This window comes from Microcoleus sp. w1-18aA5, from assembly GCF_036701705.1.
Classification (GTDB): domain Bacteria; phylum Cyanobacteriota; class Cyanobacteriia; order Cyanobacteriales; family Microcoleaceae; genus Microcoleus.
In genome coordinates this window covers 64,421-81,707 of record NZ_JAUPTE010000017.1, presented here as the reverse complement: position 1 = coordinate 81,707, position 17,287 = coordinate 64,421, and the positions used below count along the sequence as shown (strand labels likewise).

The 17,287-nt window shown below is 48.5% G+C and carries 7 protein-coding genes; 3 read left to right on the top strand and 4 right to left on the bottom strand.

Going from position 1 to position 17,287, the window contains the following annotated elements; all coding sequences use genetic code 11:
- Nucleotides 1–239 precede the first annotated feature (239 nt).
- The 4 genes from Q5691_RS09115 to Q5691_RS09100 all read right to left on the bottom strand — a co-directional run bounded on the left by Q5691_RS09115 (nt 240) and on the right by Q5691_RS09100 (nt 12,542).
- The gene (locus Q5691_RS09115) at nt 240–4,667 is read right to left on the bottom strand and encodes a choice-of-anchor Y domain-containing protein (RefSeq protein ID WP_333344561.1); all 4,428 of its coding nucleotides are present in this window, start codon (nt 4,665–4,667) and stop codon (nt 240–242) included.
- Between the two features lie 439 nt (nt 4,668–5,106).
- Nucleotides 5,107–10,488: an Ig-like domain-containing protein gene (locus Q5691_RS09110; RefSeq protein WP_333344559.1), complete on the bottom strand. Its 5,382-nt coding sequence runs from the start codon at nt 10,486–10,488 to the stop codon at nt 5,107–5,109.
- A gap of 264 nt (nt 10,489–10,752) precedes the next feature.
- Nucleotides 10,753–11,445 carry a response regulator transcription factor gene (locus Q5691_RS09105; protein ID WP_333233658.1) on the bottom strand — a complete coding sequence of 231 codons (693 nt, stop codon included), beginning with the start codon at nt 11,443–11,445 and terminating at the stop codon, nt 10,753–10,755.
- Nucleotides 11,442–12,542: a HAMP domain-containing sensor histidine kinase gene (locus Q5691_RS09100; protein ID WP_333344557.1), complete on the bottom strand. Its 1,101-nt coding sequence runs from the start codon at nt 12,540–12,542 to the stop codon at nt 11,442–11,444. The genes Q5691_RS09105 and Q5691_RS09100 overlap by 4 nt, the downstream gene beginning before the upstream one ends.
- Nucleotides 12,543–12,842: 300 nt before the next feature.
- Between Q5691_RS09100 and kdpA the strand changes: the two genes are divergently transcribed.
- From kdpA to kdpF, 3 genes are all read left to right on the top strand, one after another.
- Nucleotides 12,843–14,621 carry a potassium-transporting ATPase subunit KdpA gene (gene kdpA / locus Q5691_RS09095; RefSeq protein WP_333344555.1) on the top strand — a complete coding sequence of 593 codons (1,779 nt, stop codon included), beginning with the start codon at nt 12,843–12,845 and terminating at the stop codon, nt 14,619–14,621.
- A gap of 128 nt (nt 14,622–14,749) precedes the next feature.
- Nucleotides 14,750–16,843, top strand: a complete 2,094-nt coding sequence (gene kdpB / locus Q5691_RS09090) for a potassium-transporting ATPase subunit KdpB (RefSeq protein ID WP_333344553.1) — start codon at nt 14,750–14,752, stop codon at nt 16,841–16,843.
- A 157-nt stretch (nt 16,844–17,000) separates the two neighbouring features.
- On the top strand, nt 17,001–17,270 hold the full coding sequence (kdpF, locus tag Q5691_RS09085) for a K(+)-transporting ATPase subunit F (RefSeq protein WP_333211110.1): 270 nt from the start codon (nt 17,001–17,003) through the stop codon (nt 17,268–17,270).
- Nucleotides 17,271–17,287 lie beyond the last annotated feature (17 nt).

Below are 17,287 nucleotides of genomic sequence, written 5' to 3'. Positions count from 1 at the left end.
TTAATTTTAGAGAGGATAAATCAATGCGATATGACTATTTGCTGACGCTATACGAAAGATTTAATTAGTGTCTCATATCATGTCCGGTCGAGCGATCGCGATTTTTGTAGGGGCTTCCCTCACCAACAATACCTGCAAATAATTGACAATCTCAAAAACCCGCCCCGACCCGGATATTATCGTTAATCGATCGGACATGATATTAGGGATCATTCTGATACAACCGGATTTGATATTATCTACAAACCAGGTAGCCCAATTACTGTAAAATCCTGTTGAGTGATGAGATTAGCTGGCACCCCTTTGAGGCTAGCTAAGATTTGATCTGTGTTGGCAATTTTGATAAAAGTTGTAGTGTTTTCTTGAACTATGCTGAGTCGATCGACCGTTAACCCTCCCGTCAAAATTAATAAATCTTCACCTTGCGTAAAATCAGCAATTACATCGTGGCCTTCTCCCGCAGTCAAGAAAAAGTAATCGCGCCCGCTTCCCCCTTCCAGCGTATCGTTTCCGAAGTCTGGCATCAACCAGTCGTCGCCCATTCCCCCAATCAAAGTATCATCACCCTTGCCGCCGTACAGAGTATCGTTACCGTCACCACCACACAATTGATCGACATCTTGATTACCAAAAATTAAATCATTCCCGCTGCCACCGCACAAATAATCTTTTTGATTGCTAGCATCTGTCGCGATATTGTCAATATCTCCGAAAATTGTATCCTCGCCATCGCCACCGCAGATGCTGTCATTTCCCAAATCTCCAAACAGCAAATCATTGCCAGAATCGCCGCAAATTATATCGTTATCTTTGCCACCGTGTAAGGTATCATTGTCTTCGCCCCCAGCAAGAGTATCTTCGCTTTCTTGTCCGTATAAAACGTCGTTGCCGTTATTGCCAAAAAGCAAATCTTTTCCTGTCAAGTCACCGTCAGACGCATCAGAAGTGCCACCAAATAAACTGTCATTACCTTCATCGCCAAGTAGGGTATCGTTGCCTTTGTCGCCCCAAACTACGTCATTATCTTTGCCTGCGATCGCCACATCATGATCTTTACCCGCATAAATAATGTCATTCCCAGCGTGGCCGACGAGATAGTCGTTATTTTCGTTGCCAAATATGGTGTCGCTGTCTGCATCCGCGCCAACAGTAACTGGGCTAGCAAGGCCACCGTAAATATTGTCGTTGCCGAATAAGCCATTTAGCCAGTCGCTGCTATTAAAACCGTTGATGATGTCATTAATATCGCTGCCGGTTAGAGTATCTTTACCGTCTGTACCGTTGAGGATATTTTCAGGGATATTCTGGCCGGGAATGGAAGTGCGATCGGGTAAAGTGATTCGATCGCACATACAGTCTTCCGAAGCAGCAGGAATTAGCGCAGGTGTGGGGGTTTCGCTTGTTGGAGATGTGGTTGGGGCGATCGAATTCTGATTGGCGATCGGCGTTTCCCCAGGTATAGCCGTCGGAATTGGTGTCGCAGTCGGAATTGGCGTTGGAATTGGTGTCGGAGTTTCCGTAGATATCGGAATTGGCGTCGGAATTGGTGTCGGAATTGGAGTTTCCGCAGGTGTCGGAATTGGTGTTGGAATTGGTGTCGGTGTCGGAATTGGCGTCGGAATTGGTGTCGGAGTTTCCGCAGGAATTGGCGTCGGAATTGGTGTCGGAATTGGTGTCGGAGTTGGAGTTTCCGCAGGTGTCGGAATTGGTGTCGGAATTGGTGTCGGTGTCGGAATTGGCGTCGGAATTGGTGTCGGAGTTTCCGCAGGAATTGGCGTCGGAAGTGGAGTTTCCGCAGGCGTCGGCGTCGGTGTCGGAATTGGCGTCGGAGTTGGAGTTGGCGTCGGAGTTTCCGCAGGTGTCGCTGTCGGAATTGGAGTTTCCGCAGTCGTCGGAGTTGGAGTTGGCGTCGGAGTTGGAGTTGGCGTCGGAGTTTCCGCAGGTGTCGGCGTCGGAGTCGGAATTGGCGTCGCTGTCGGAATTAGAGTTTCCGCAGGCGTCGGAATTGGTGTCGGAATTGGAGTTTCCGCAAGCGTCGGCGTCGGTGTGGGAATTGGCGTCGGAATTGGAGTTTCCGCAAGCGTCGGCGTCGGTGTCGGAATTGGCGTCGGAGTTTCCGCAGGTGTCGCTGTCGGAATTGGCGTCGGAGTTGGCGTCGGAGTCGGAATTGGCGTCGGAGTTGGCGTCGGAGTTTCAGCAGGCGTCGGAGTCGGAGTTGGCGTCGGAGTTTCAGCAGGTATCGGAGTCGGAGTTGGAGTTGTATCTACAATAGTCAAAACAGCACTATAAATCCCTCCTAAATCAGATCCGTTAGTGGGATTGTTCAGAGTCAAATTAACAGTTTCATCCTCTTCTATTGCCGCATCATCAACAATTGGAATCGTGAAAAATTGAGTAGTTTCTCCAATGCCAAAATTTAATGTTCCCGATGTTTGGTTATAGTCGCTGCCAGCATTAGCAGTGCCATTACTGGTACTGTAACTGACAGCAGTTACATTAGTAGCATCAGTGCGAGTAACAGTAATTGTGGCAAATTGACCGTTTTCATTAACGCTGTAATTTGCAGCACTAAAGTTAAATGTGCCTGGATTGGTGAGATTGATAATGAACGCTTGGGTGTCAGAAGTATCGAGTCCTTCGTTCTCTATACCGCCATTATCTCTCAGGTTTAGAGTGATATTAGCACTGCCGATCGCCCCCGGCACCGGTGTAAAGGTTAGCGTCCCCACCGAGTCGATCGCAGGTTGTACACTAAACAAAGCAGCATTATCATTCCCTACCACTTGAAAAGCCACTGTTTGTCCTGATTCGTTGGCAGGGCCTGGAGAAATCGCAGTCGCCCATCCGGGGATGGTTTGTGGCCCCGAATTGCTGCTGAGAGTGCGATCGACTCCTTTGACAAACGAAGGTGGATCGTTGACTGGATTAACTGCGATCGAACTTGTTAAACTATTAGTGCTAAACGGCGTTGTTCCCCCAGTAACAGAAGCATTGACGCCGGCAGTACCGTTACCCACTCCGTTACTTCCATCCCACGCCCGAAAAGTAATTGTTGGTTCGCTTCCAGGGGTACTGTAATAGTCTTGGTTGGGTACAAAGCGGACTATCGCAGGCGTTTGCAGGGAAACCCGCGTCAGGTTGATGTTAGCTTGCGCCGAGGTAGTGCCGTCACCGAGGAATAGAAAATTAGGAGTTTCGTAAGGATCTATCTGGTCGCTAAATCCTGAATAATCGCGCAGCGGGCCGGTTAGTATGATCTCGCTGCCATCGGAAAGAAGGTATTTGTCACCTTGAACTATGAGAGTGTAGTTAGTAGCAATATTGGTGTTATAACCAACATTCTCGGCTGCAACAAATAAGCCGTTGGTTTGTCCGCTTGGGTTGGGAGTAATGCCGTCGCCTTGTGCAAAGATATTGCCAGAACTTGCAGATAGCTGCTGAAAACCGATTTCAATGGCTTTGCGATCGCTAGTAACGGCAACAATGCTAAAACCAGCTTGATTTTGATTAGTGCGGGATTCCGAGATAATTTGGAGATTAAAAGACAAGCTAAAGCCTGTAGTGCGATCGAGCGGGGGAAATGACAGATTTAAAGGATTATTTGTATAGCCAGCATAAATGCTATTGGCAGCAGTGCTGTTTAAATTAACTCCATTACCGCTAAATATTTCTGAAGCTGTAGCGGTAGGAGAAGCAAGATTTAAGTTAGTCAAAGACAACCAATTTTGAGCAGTGGGAGTGTTACCAAGTAAGCCATTATAAAGAGGAGTCGGGCCGAGCACGGTTGCTGAACTTTCCGACACTGTGCCGAAATTTGTCCAAGTATTGCCGTCTGTTGAAAATTGCCAGTTACCGTTAGTATTGTCTGCCGTGGTGACGGCGACACCCAAAGGATCGCCATTAGCGTCACTTCCTAACTCGCTAGTGAGGTTAAAAATACTAAAGCCTGTGTTAGCAGCGCTGGGTATATCTTCATTAATTGCGATCGGCGGATTAACATTAGGAGTTGCCAAATTCGGAGCGATGTTAACCTGCGGGTTGCGGAGACTGTTAATATAAATAGTGTTGATTCCGCCGTTGGGCAAACCCAACGAGCCAGGACTATTTACAGCATAATTAGCAGTTTTGTTCACCCCGCCAATAGCGCTGAAAAACTCGACAATACCCCCGTTACTTGGTGCTGGAATTTGCACCTTAGCTGCACTCCCAAAGGCTCCGTGTGTCCCCGATGTCCTCCAGGCGATCGAATCTACTGTATCTGTATTTGTAGTGCTAGCATTATCAACATAAACAACATCTGAAGCCGCGAAGTCCCCATGAAAATTTCCGGCTGGGAGTAGCTTTGTCAAAAATCCACCTTGGGGACTCAATCGAATGTTCCAATCATTGTTTGTTCCCGATGGTATGGGGTTGTAGGCAATCTCTTGATCAGCAGGCGAACCGCCAACCGTAAGTATTGTCCCTGTTTTAAACACAGGAGCAATACTTGCCATATTAGTAAATCGATAAGCTGAATATTTAACTGCTGTTGCCTCAGTTGAGTCGCCTACAAAATAGCTCTGAAGCTGAGTTGGACTTACATCTTCTGTGAGCAGTAACTCTACATACTCGTTGCCTGTAATGTTTCCAGTAGCGCGCCGGAATTCGTTAATAATTATCTGTCCCATCTAGATGCACCTAAATTTGAGATGATTATGTATTAGCGGTCAACTACTATCATTTTTTTACATTAAAATTTTATTTACGTAAATACACTGTCAGTAGTTTCTCCGTACAGTGGCTTGTTTAAGTCATTTTTATTACTAAAATAATATCTGGAGTGCTGACCAGTGTCAAGCAAAAGCTTGGATTATTGTCGATCGCACTTCTAGACACAAAAAGTGATTTGATATCAATTCCGGTTGCACGAGCGAGATGATTGTTGACTGTTGACTGTTGACTAAAATTATGCTTTCGGGACAACAGACTGTTTGGACATTTGAACAATACCGATGCAACCGGAAACGATATGATTTGACACACTACTAATAGCGGTAAGCAGCGCGTTGCACACTCTACATAATTAACTAAGGTGCGGAGTACGCACCTTAGTTAATTAACTTGTGCTTACCCAAAGATGGTAAAATCATTCACACCGATCGCACTAGCTTGCACTCCATTCAAAGCAGCTAACAGTTGACCGTTCTCACCAATCCTGATGAAAGCTGCATTAGCGCTTTGGGTAATACTAAGTTGAGCAAAAGTTAGACCGCCCGCTAACACCAGCAAATCTTCACCTTTTGTGAAATCAGTAATTAGATCGCTGCCTTCACCTGCTGTTAAAACAAAGCGATCGCGCCCAATGCCGCCGCTGAGAATATCATTGCCCAAACCCCCAATCAGACAATCGTCACCTTTGCCGCCGTAGAGAGTATCGTTGCCCTCATCGCCACATAGCTTGTCACTACTGCGGTTGCCAAACATCAAATCATTGCCAGCAGCGCCGCACATGGAATCTGGCTCGCCGTTAAAGTCGATCGCACTATCTCCTAAAATAGTATCGTCCCCATCGCCGCCACAAATGCTATCACTGCCGCGATCGCCCAACAGCAGATCGTTGCCAGTACCCCCCACCACAACGTCATTGCCCTTGCCGCCATAAACAGTATCGTTGCCCTCGCCGCCGCTTAGAGTATCCGCAGCATCTCCCCCATTCAAGAAGTCGTTGCCAGCAGCGCCAAACAGCAAATCGCGTCCATTCGAGTCAGGGCTAGAGGGGTCAAAATTGCCTCCAAACAAGCAGTCGTTACCCTGAGCCCCAACCAGAGTGTCATTGCCCTTGTCACCCCAAATCAAGTCATCGTCTTTGCCACCGATCGCGACATCATCGCCCTTACCCGCAAAAATGAGATCGTTGCCGGCGTGGCCGTGGAGGTAATCATTGCCACCCCCACCAAACAGCAAGTCTCTGTCTGCATTCGGGCCAAGGGGGATATTGCTGGGCAGTCCCCCGTAAATATTGTCGTTGCCTTTTTCGCCCAGCAGAATGTCGTCGCCGTTGAAACCGCTGATAACGTCGTTGATATTGCTGCCAGTGAGGAAGTCGTCACCGTCAGTGCCGTTGAAAGTGCGATCGACAGAATTCGGGCCGGGAATCGAACTGATCGCGGGTAGGGTAATCTGTTCGCAAATGCAATCGCGATCGTCTGGAGTTCCCGTCGGAGTCGGAGTCGGAGTCGGAGTTTCCGTCGGAGTCGGAGTCGGAGTTCCCGTCGGAGTCGGAGTCGGAGTTTCCGCAGGAGTCGGAGTTTCCGTTGGCGTTGGAGTTCCCGCAGGAGTCGGAGTCGGAGTTTCCGCAGGAGTCGGAGTCGGAGTTCCCGTCGGAGTCGGAGTTTCCGTGGGAGTCGGAGTCGGAGTTTCCGTTGGCGTCGGAGTTTCCGCAGGAGTCGGAGTCGGAGTTTCCGTAGGAGTCGGCGTCGGAGTTTCCGTTGGCGTCGGAGTTTCCGTTGGCGTCGGAGTTTCCGTAGGAGTCGGCGTCGGAGTTTCCGTTGGCGTCGGAGTTTCCGTTGGCGTTGGAGTTTCCGTGGGAGTCGGAGTCGGAGTTTCCGTGGGAGTCGGAGTCGGAGTTTCCGTGGGAGTCGGAGTCGGAGTTTCCGTAGGAGTCGGAGTCGGAGTTTCCGTAGGAGTCGGAGTCGGAGTTTCCGCAGGAGTCGGAGTCGGAGTTTCCGCAGGAGTCGGAGTCGGAGTTTCCGCAGGAGTCGGAGTCGGAGTTTCCGTAGGAGTCGGCGTCGGAGTTTCCGTAGGAGTCGGCGTTTCCGTGGGAGTCGGAGTCGGAGTTTCCGTGGGAGTCGGAGTCGGAGTTTCCGTAGGAGTCGGAGGGTTATTGACAACAATGCTTGCCGTGACGATCGCAGAATCAGCTTTCCCGTCGTTAGCTTTGTAGGTAAAAGAGTCTGTCCCTGCAAAACCAGGATTCGGAGTGTAATTGAAAGAACCGTTAGCATTGAGGGCGATCGACCCTGTAGCCGGATTTGTCACCAGAATCGCCGTCAGCGGGTCATTTTCCGGGTCTGTATCGTTGATTAAGACTCCCAAATCTGCCACGTTGAGACTCGTATTAAAAGCAGTAGTATAGCTGTCCGAATTCGCAACAGGCGGGTTATTGTTGACGTTTACAGTCACGGTAGCCGCCGGTTCAGAGTTAACTATCCCGTCGCTGACTGTGTAGGTAAATGTGTCTGTTCCAGAAAAGCCAGCGTTAGGAGTATAAGTGAAAGAACCGTCTTTGTTGAGGGCGATCGACCCTTGCGTCGGATTTGCGGCCACCGCAGCAGTCAGCGTGTCTAAATCTGCGTCGGAGTCGTTGGCTAAAACTCCCGGCGGCACTGTTACGCTGAGGACTTTTCCCGCACTGATGCTGTAGGTATCGGGTTGTGCGATCGGCGGATTGTTTATGACATTGATATTTGCCGAATTTTCAGGTGAAGTAACAGCCCCATCACTGACAGTGTAAGTAAAACTATCGAGTCCAAAGAATCCTGGATTCGGAGTATAAGTAAACGAACCATCCTGATTAAATCCGAGAGTGCCATTGTTGGGATTTGTGACTTTAGTTGCCGTCAGCAAATCACCGTCAAAGTCGCTATCGTTGGCTAAAACTCCCTCAGCAACAGGCACATTCAGGACTTTACCGTGCAGAATTTGGTAATTGTCAATTATTGCCAGCGGTGGATTATTTGTGACATTGATATTTGCTAAAATTTCAGGTGAAGTAACAGCCCCATCACTGACAGTGTAAGTAAAACTATCGAGTCCAAAGAATCCTGGATTCGGAGTATAAGTAAACGAACCATCCTGATTAAATCCGAGAGTGCCATTGTTGGGATTTGTGACTTTAGTTGCCGTCAGCAAATCACCGTCAAAGTCGCTATCGTTGGCTAAAACTCCCTCAGCCACAGGAACGTTTATCACTCGACCGTGCAGGGTTTTGTAATAGTCACTATTTGCCTGCGGTGGCTGATTTGTGACATTGAGATTTACCGGGACAGTCGTGAAAAAAGGCGGGAAGGCGGCCCCGTCAGTGATGCTGTAGCTGAAGTCGTCAAAACCAGCAAAACCCGGATTCGGAGTATAGCTGAACGAACCGTCAGCATTGAAATTCAGCTTGCCGTTTTTGGGGACTGACTCAAGTTTTGCAGTCAATGTGTCGCCGTCAGGGTCGATGTCATTGGCCAGGACTCCGGGAATTACGACATTGAGTGTCTTGTCGTGGGGAGTGTTGTAACGGTCGCTATTTGCCTGCGGCGGCTGATTTGTGACATTAATAACTATCTGATTGGTCGCAGGCACGAAGGCTCCGTCGCTGACACTGTAGCTGAATACCTCCAAGCCGACAAAACCGGGATTGGGAGTATAGCTAAAGGAACCGTCAGGGTTAAAATTGATCTTGCCGTTGTTTGGCAAGGATACCAGTTTGGCACTCAAGGGGTCGCCGTCGGGGTCGATGTCATTGGCCAGAACTCCGGGGAATACGACATTGAGTGTCTTGTCGTGGGGAGTGTTGTAACGGTCACTATTTGCCTGCGGTGGCTGATTGGTGACATTAATACCTATCAGAGTAATCGCAGAGGCGAAGGTTGGATCGCTGACACTGTAGCTGAATTCCTCCAAGCCGACAAAACCCGGATTGGGAGTATAGTTAAAGGAACCGTCAGGGTTGAAATTGATCTTGCCGTTGTTTGGCAAGGATACCAGTTTGGCACTCAAGGGGTCGCCGTCGGGGTCGATGTCATTGGCCAGAACTCCGGGGAATACGACATTGAGTGTCTTGTCGTGGGGAGTGTTGTAACGGTCACTATTTGCCTGCGGTGGCTGATTGGTGACATTAATACCTATCAGAGTAATCGCAGAGGCGAAGGTTGGATCGCTGACACTGTAGCTGAATTCCTCCAAGCCAACAAAACCGGGATTCGGAGTATAGCTAAAGGAACCGTCAGCATTGAAATTCAGCTTGCCGTTTTTGGGGACTGACTCAAGTTTTGCAGTTAATGGGTCGCCGTCGGGGTCGGTGTCATTGGCCAGGAGTCCGGGAATTAGGACATTGAGTGTCTTGTCGTGAGGAGTGTTGTAACGGTCGCTATTTGCCTGCGGCGGCTGGTTGATTAAGAACTTGGTGACGTTGAGGTTCACCGAAACGGGGGGAGAGGGCAATACCCCATCGCTGATGCTGTAGGTGAAGTTGTCAATACCAGCAAAACCCGGATTCGGAGTATAGCTGAAGGAACCGTCAGCATTGAAAACTACCTTGCCACTGTTGGGGGCGGACACCAGTTTTGCCGTTAGGGGGTCGCCGTCGAAGTCGTCGTCGTTGGCCAAGACTCCGGGGGCTGGCAGGTTGAATACCTTGTCTTGGGGAATGCTGTAATTGTCTGGTTGTCCCGCAGGTGGAAAGTTGGTGACATTCAGGTTCACCGGAACGGGGGGAGACGGCGATGCCCCATCGCTGACGCTGTAGGTGAAGTTGTCAATACCAGCAAAACCCGGATTCGGAGTATAGCTGAAGGAACCATCAGCATTGAAATTCAGCTTGCCACTGTTGGGGGCGGACACCAGTTTTGCCGTTAGGGGGTCGCCGTCGAAGTCGTCGTCGTTGGCCAAGACTCCGGGGGCTGGCAGGTTGAATACCTTGTCTTGGGGAATGCTGTAATTGTCTGGTTGTCCCGCAGGTGGAAAGTTGGTGACATTCAGGTTCACCGGAACGGGGGGAGACGGCGATACCCCATCGCTGACGCTGTAGGTGAAGTTGTCAAGACCAGCAAAACCGGGATTGGGAGTGTAGCTGAAGGAACCATCAGCCTTGAAAACTACCTTGCCGTTGTTAGGGACTGATGCCAGTTTGGCAGTCAGGGGGTCGCCGTCGAAGTTGTCATCGTTGGCTAGGACTCCGCGGGCTGGCAGATTGAATACTTTGTCGTGGGGAATGCTGTAACTGTCTGGCTGTCCCACTACCGGCTGGTTAATGACATTCAGGTTCACCGGAACGGGAGGAGACGGCGATGCCCCGTTGCTGACGCTGTAGGTAAAGTTGTCAAAACCTGCAAAACCGGGATTGGGAGTATAGCTGAAGGAACCGTCGCTGTTGAAAACTACCTTGCCATTGTTTGGCAAGGACACCAGTTTGGCAGTCAAGGCATCGCCATCGGGGTCGGAGTCGTTGGCTAGGACTCCGCGGGCTGGCAGATTGAATACCTTGTCATGGGGAATGCTGTAACTGTCTGGTTGTGCCACTGGTTGCTGGTTGGTGACGTTAATGACGAAAGTCTGGCTAGGCGAAGTATCGATACCGCCGTTAGCTATACGACCATTGTCTCTGAGGTTTAAACTAATAGTAGCACGGCAGATCGCAGCCCCCGCCGACGTAAAAATCAGTTGTCCTAAAGAGTACGATCGCGGGTGGTACGCTGAATAAACCAGTATTGTCAAGTTTAGGTCGATCGCTCCTAGTTGCAAACTTTCGGGGGCGGCCGTAGGAGAGAATGCACGAAGTTCTGCATCGTCTTAGCCTTGAGGTTAAACTTGTGCAATGTCAAACTTCATTAAGGTTGTCAGCATTGATAAACAATAGTAGTATCGTATAGTCAGGAGACCAGTAAAATTAACAATCAAGACTGATATTAACTTTCCGTGAAGCTGCAACAGATTCATCTTGATAGAGGCGTATTTAGCAATTAATTCATTTCAGAAACCGACTATTCCAGTACAAAAATCGCCTGTTTAAGGTTCGATCGCCAAAAGTTCTTCTGCTACCAATCCTTTCTGAATTGCGAGTACAGCAGCTTGAGTGCGATCGCGCACTTCTAACTTTTGCAAAATCGCGTGCACGTGAACCCGTACAGTCCCCGGAGCAATGTACAATATTTGTGCAATTTCCTGATTGCTTTTTCCCCCCGCAACTAAAGCCAAGATTTCCTGTTCTCGCTTCGTCAGCGGATTCTCCAAAAGTTCCGATTTCAACCCATTTTTCAAAGGTTCGGGATTAGCAAAAACCGCCCTAATTTCCGCAGTCGCGGCCTGATCCCACCACGAAGCACCCGCTGCTACCGATCGAATTGCCAACACTAAAGTTTCCGCCACAATTCCCTTGAGGCAATATCCCTGAGCTCCCGCTGCAATTAATCTTTCAATTAAGGATTTTTGCGAATGAGAAGTTAAAATTAAAACCGGAATTGCTGGATGTCGCTGTTTAATTTGGCGGCAAGCTTCAATGCCGCCTATTCCCGGCAAACCGACATCGAGAACTACCACATCTGGCAAGTGTTCCTGAGTCAATTCTACCGCCGTTTCGCCATCTTCCGCTTCAGCAATTACTTGCAAGCAACTTTCTTGCTGCAACCTGGTTTGCAGCCCCAAACGAAACAGTTCGTCGTCTTCAACTAGGAGAATTCGTAATGGATAAGCTGGTTTCATTTCTGTGGGATAGCTGGGAGTCGGAATCCAAATAAAGCACCGTGTGGCAATTTATTTTCTGCCCAAATTATACCGCCGTGGGCGTCAATGATTTGGCGAGATAAGTATAACCCCAATCCCGATCCTTTGGCTTGCCGATCGCTGTGTCCTTGATAAAAACGCTCGAACAAATGGGGCAGTTCATCGGCGGTAATTCCCAACCCGCTATCGATAACTTTCACCACCTGATAACTCGAATTAGATTCCATAACAATTTCCACTTTACCGCCGCGATGAGAATGATTGATGCCGTTTGTTAGCAAATTAACAAAAACGCGCTGGAGTTGCACAGCATCGCCATTTACCCACAAAGAGCGGCGAAAATCAGACTCTCCGTAACTCATACTAATATAGACGCGGCGCGCCGCCGATAAATGGATGAGTGTTGCAATTACTTCTTCTGCCAATGCTACTAAATTTACGGGAGCAAGTTGCAGTTTTAAACCTTCGGCATCGTTGCGGTAAACATCTAGCAGCGTTTCTACTAATTGTAGTGACATTTGGTGCGATCGCGCCATTGTTTCGAGAACTTTTTGCTGACTGGCGGTGACATTCCCAAATTTTGCTGATCCAAAAGCTTTAATTGTTTCAATCGCCCCCAGCATCGGCGTTTTTAAGTCGTGACTCAAAGTAGAGACAAAATCTTCTCGGATGCTTGCTAGCTGCTGCTGCGACTGCAACTCAGCTTTAGCGATCGCGATCGTCTCTTGGTACTGCTGGTTGCGATCGCTTAAATATCCCGTCACCCCTAAAGCCATGACTGCGATCGATCTATTTGCTACAGTTGCTAGGGCGATCGCTTCTCCAGGAGGAACAAACAAATTTAACAGCGTCAAAGCTGCCGATACCAGCGTAATTTGCAACTTACCCAACCGACTCAAGCGCGAATTTGCCAATAAAATCGGCCCTGTGTACAAATACCCAAACAGATACTCCGACGGCGTAGTAAATTCCAGCACTACAACGATCGCAAATAAAATTGCGATCGACCACCTCCCCCGCAAATAATTCTCTTGAATTGCCAGGTTGTCTGTGATTTTTAATAAGCTGTTTAACATTTTTTATCCATCCATTTTATATTTTATATTTACACTCTACTCTCTGCCTTATACCTGCGGTTTTTCATCGCCAAAATTTTTCTCCTGTGACGCCAAAACAATCGTTTAGATAACATCTATATCTGCAAGCATAGATACTGCTAAATATTTAAACATTTGTCAGTCAGTGAAAATATATAGCAGCTAAGCATAACGGGTAAACGGAAACTTATACCTGCGGGCTGATTATCAAAAATCCTAACGGCAAGTATATTGATTTTTAAAAGCAGATTGCACTTTTAAGGAAGTATTGGCTCAGTTATGCTTGAAGGATTAATTCAAATCGCATTAACGCTAATCATTGTAGTAGCGATCGCCCCTATTTTTGGTAATTACATGGCGCGGGTGTACATGGGAGAACCAACCATTCTCGACCCCGCTATTAAACCCCTAGAACAACTCATCTATAAAGCCAGCAATATCCGGTCTATAGATTCGATGACAGGTTGGCAATATGCGCGATCACTACTCTACAGCAATGCAGCAATGGGCATATTTGTTTTCCTAATTTTCATGCTTCAGGGAGTCCTGCCTTTAAATGCCACCAGCTTAACTGCCCCAACCTGGGATACTGCGCTGCACACAACTATTTCATTCCTCACAAATACCGACCAACAGCATTACTCCGGCGAGACAACATTTACTTATTTGTCCCAGTTAACCCTGGGATTTTTAATGTTTACCTCAGCAGCTACAGGTTTAGCAGTAGGCATTGCTTTTATCCGGGGCTTAACAGGTCGTCCATTGGGCAACTTTTACATAGATTTAATTCAATCAATCACCCGGATTCTGCTACCCCTTTCTTTAATAATTGCCTTACTGTTGCTGATGTCGGGAGTCCCAGAAACCCTAGCCGGGCCGGCCGTTGCCCGTACATTAGAAGGCGGCACGCAAATAATTGCTCGCGGCCCAGTAGCTCACTTTGAAAGCATCAAACAACTAGGAGAAAATGGCGGCGGTTTTTTTGCCATTAACTCGGCTCATCCTTTTGAAAATCCCAATCCTTTTACCAACCTGCTGGAAACACTAGCAATGGTTTCTATACCAGCAGCTATGATTCACACCTACGGCAGATTTGCCAACAACAAAAAGCAGGGATGGCTGATTTTTTGGATGGTGTTTGCCATCTATGTAATTTTGATTGGCATTGCAGCGTTTGGCGAGTACGGCGGCAACCCTCAAATTAATAATTTACTGGGTTCGCAGCAGCCAAATTTAGAAGGAAAAGAAGTTAGGTTTGGCTGGGCAGAGACTGCACTGTGGGCTGTCACTACGACTGGGACAATGTGCGGCGCTGTCAACGGAATGCACGATTCTTTAATGCCTCCCGGTGGTTTTGCCACTCTGTTTAATTTGTTTCTGCAAATCGTTTGGGGCGGACAAGGAACAGGAACTGCTTACTTATTTATCTACTCAATTTTGAGCGTGTTTCTCACGGGCTTGATGGTGGGGAGAACGCCGGAATTTTTGGGACGCAAAATTGAGAAACGGGAAATTGTTTTAGCCAGCGTTGTTTTGTTAATTCACCCGATCGCAGTTTTAATCCCCGGTGCCATTACTCTCGCCTTTACCGACAGTTTGAGCGGCATCAGCAACCCCGGATTTCACGGCATTTCCCAGGTGATGTACGAATACGCTTCGGCTGCAGCCAACAACGGTTCTGGCTTGGAAGGATTGGCAGACTCTCAACCCGCACCTACCGGACTTTGGTGGAATTTAAGCACCTGTTTCAGCCTGCTGCTGGGGCGCTACGTTCCAATTATTGCCCTCCTGCTTTTAGCTGACAGCATGACGAACAAACAACTGGTTCCCGAAACAACCGGCACTCTCAGAACCGATTCAGTTTTATTCACCGGCGTCACCGCAGGAGTAATTATAATTCTGGGCGCGCTGACATTTTTCCCAGTTCTAGCTTTAGGGCCAATTGCCGAAGGATATGAAATTAGCAACGGCAAATTTGAACCCACACCGATAACTGCACCCACAACACCTTTAGCAACGCCTTCGCCTGAAGCGACAACCCCGACACCAAACAGCTGACAGTAGATGTAGATTGCATTAAGTAATGCAGCGACAATAAACTGCTGTTGCTGGCAACAATCTAAAATCCCAAATCCCAAATCCCTAATCCCAAATCTAAAATCTAAAATCTAAAATCTAAAATCGACATGGCTTCTTCCCATACTCCAGATTCCCCAAAAAAACCTGCTAGAGGCTCTCGCGAGTCTCGCAAGCACACGCCGAAAGCAAATACAAAAGGTCTTTATCAAAGAGCTTTTAAACAAGCTTTTGTCAAGCTAAACCCGCGGGTGATGCTGAAAAATCCGGTGATGTTTGTGGTGTGGGTTGGCACAATTGTGACTGCATTATTAACCATTGACCCGACGCTGTTCGGCCCGGTTCCCGGCGAAAATCAGAGAGTTTTCAACGGTTTAGTAACGTTTATTTTGTTCTTCACCTTGGTATTTGCTAATTTTGCCGAAGCGATAGCAGAAGGGCGGGGGAAAGCGCAAGCAGATGCACTGCGATCGACCAAAGCCGACACAACAGCCCGCAAACTCCTACCAGACGGTTCAATTCAAGAAGTTAGTTCGACATCCCTGAGACGGGGCGACCAAATTAAAGTGATCGCAGGCGATGTCATTCCCGCCGACGGCGAAGTGATTGCAGGCGTCGCATCTGTAGACGAATCTGCGATCACTGGCGAATCCGCACCGGTGCTCAAGGAACCGGGTTCGGACATCGCCAGTTCCGTTACCGGCGGCACGCGCATCCTTTCCGACGAATTGACGCTGCGGGTGATGGCCGACCCCGGTAAGGGATTTTTGGACAGGATGATTGCGCTGGTAGAGGGCGCTGAAAGGTCGAAAACGCCGAACGAGATCGCGCTGACGGTGCTGCTGGCGGTGCTAACGCTGGTGTTTTTGATTGTGGTTTCGACGATTCCGCCCGTGGGAAATTACGTGAAAACCCCTGTGGGCGTGGTGACGCTGATTTCGCTGCTGGTGGCGCTGATTCCAACAACGATCGGCGGTTTGCTGAGCGCGATCGGCATTGCGGGCATGGATCGCGTCGCTCAGTTTAACGTGATAGCGACCTCTGGACGCGCCGTGGAGGCTTGTGGCGACGTGAATACGCTGATTTTGGACAAAACGGGGACGATCACGCTGGGGAACCGTTTAGCCGAGGAGTTCATTCCGGTAAACGGTCACTCGCTGGAGGATGTTGCGAGTGTAGCCCTTGCTGCTAGCCTGTTTGACGATACTCCAGAGGGAAAGTCGATCGTCCGTTTGGCTCAGAATTTGGGCGCACAGGTGGAGTTCGATCGCACCAATGCCACGGGGCTTGATTTTTCCGCAAAAACGCGGATGTCTGGCACGGATTTGCCCGATGGGACAGAGGTTCGCAAGGGTGCGGTTGATGCGGTGAAGGGTTTTGTGCGATCGCGCGGGGGCAATTTCGGCCCGGATCTCGATGCAGCTTACGAGCGAGTTTCGCGCTTGGGAGGCACACCTTTAGCTGTTTGTCAAGGCAGCGACACCTACGGCATTATCTATTTGAAAGATGTCATCAAACCGGGAATTCGCGATCGATTTGACCAACTGCGAAAAATGGGAATTCGCACCATTATGCTCACCGGAGATAACCGAATTACAGCATCAGTAATTGCCGATGAAGCAGGCGTTGACGACTTCATTGCCGAAGCAACTCCCGAAGACAAAATCGACGTAATTCGCAAGCAACAAGCCGAGGGTAAATTAGTCGCAATGACGGGAGACGGAACCAACGACGCACCCGCACTAGCTCAGGCAAACGTAGGACTCGCGATGAATTCTGGAACCCAAGCAGCGAAGGAAGCAGCGAACATGGTGGACTTAGATTCTGACCCCACAAAACTAATTGATTTAGTTACAATTGGCAAACAATTGCTGATTACTCGCGGCGCGCTGACCACATTTTCCCTAGCCAACGATATCGCTAAATATTTTGCAATTATTCCGGCAATATTTTCCCCTGTTGGCGCTTTGAACGTCATGGGTTTAGCCAGCGGTCAATCGGCGGTTTTGTCGGCATTAGTTTACAATGCTTTGATTATTCCCGCTTTGATTCCCCTAGCATTAACCGGGGTAAAATTTCGACCTTTGAGCGCCAACCAACTGTTGCAGCGGAACATTTTAATCTACGGATTGGGCGGGGCAGTCGCGCCGTTTATTGCCATCAAAATTATTGATGTTTTGATTACCGCCGTTGGGCTAGCATAGATCGGGAAAGCATGACAAGGATTTTGAGACGGATACACGGATTAATCTCGTTCCCCGGCTCTGCTGATGAACGCATATCCAGAGGCTCTGCGTCGATTTTTCCCAAAAAATAATCCAATAGAAAGACAGATATTTATTCCCAAAATAAGGAGAATTCATGAAACGGAATAATTGGCTGAATGATATTTGTCCCAGAGATTTCCAAGAAAACGTTGAGTTAGCACAAATGCTTTGGCAGCGCCACCCAATCCCGGTGCAGCTATTTCTAGTGATGTGTTTCAATGCTATAGTTGCCCCCGCTGTCTACGCTGCTGCAGGTGAAGATTTGACCCGAAAAGCTGTCTGGGGTTTAAGTCTCCTAGGTTTGGTGATTATCGCCCTTTCTATTTACTTGTTCGTAGTCATCTTTCAACCGGAAAGATTTTAGTCAATAATTAACCCTTA

Excerpts from the sequence above, each read along its gene's own strand:
- Q5691_RS09100 (WP_333344557.1), bottom strand. The coding sequence starts at position 12,542 with ATGTTAAACAGCTTATTAAAAATCACAGACAACCTGGCAATTCAAGAG.
- kdpF (WP_333211110.1), top strand. The coding sequence starts at position 17,001 with ATGAAACGGAATAATTGGCTGAATGATATTTGTCCCAGAGATTTCCAA.
- Q5691_RS09115 (WP_333344561.1), bottom strand. The coding sequence starts at position 4,667 with ATGGGACAGATAATTATTAACGAATTCCGGCGCGCTACTGGAAACATT.
- kdpA (WP_333344555.1), top strand. The coding sequence starts at position 12,843 with ATGCTTGAAGGATTAATTCAAATCGCATTAACGCTAATCATTGTAGTA.
- kdpB (WP_333344553.1), top strand. The coding sequence starts at position 14,750 with ATGGCTTCTTCCCATACTCCAGATTCCCCAAAAAAACCTGCTAGAGGC.
- Q5691_RS09105 (WP_333233658.1), bottom strand. The coding sequence starts at position 11,445 with ATGAAACCAGCTTATCCATTACGAATTCTCCTAGTTGAAGACGACGAA.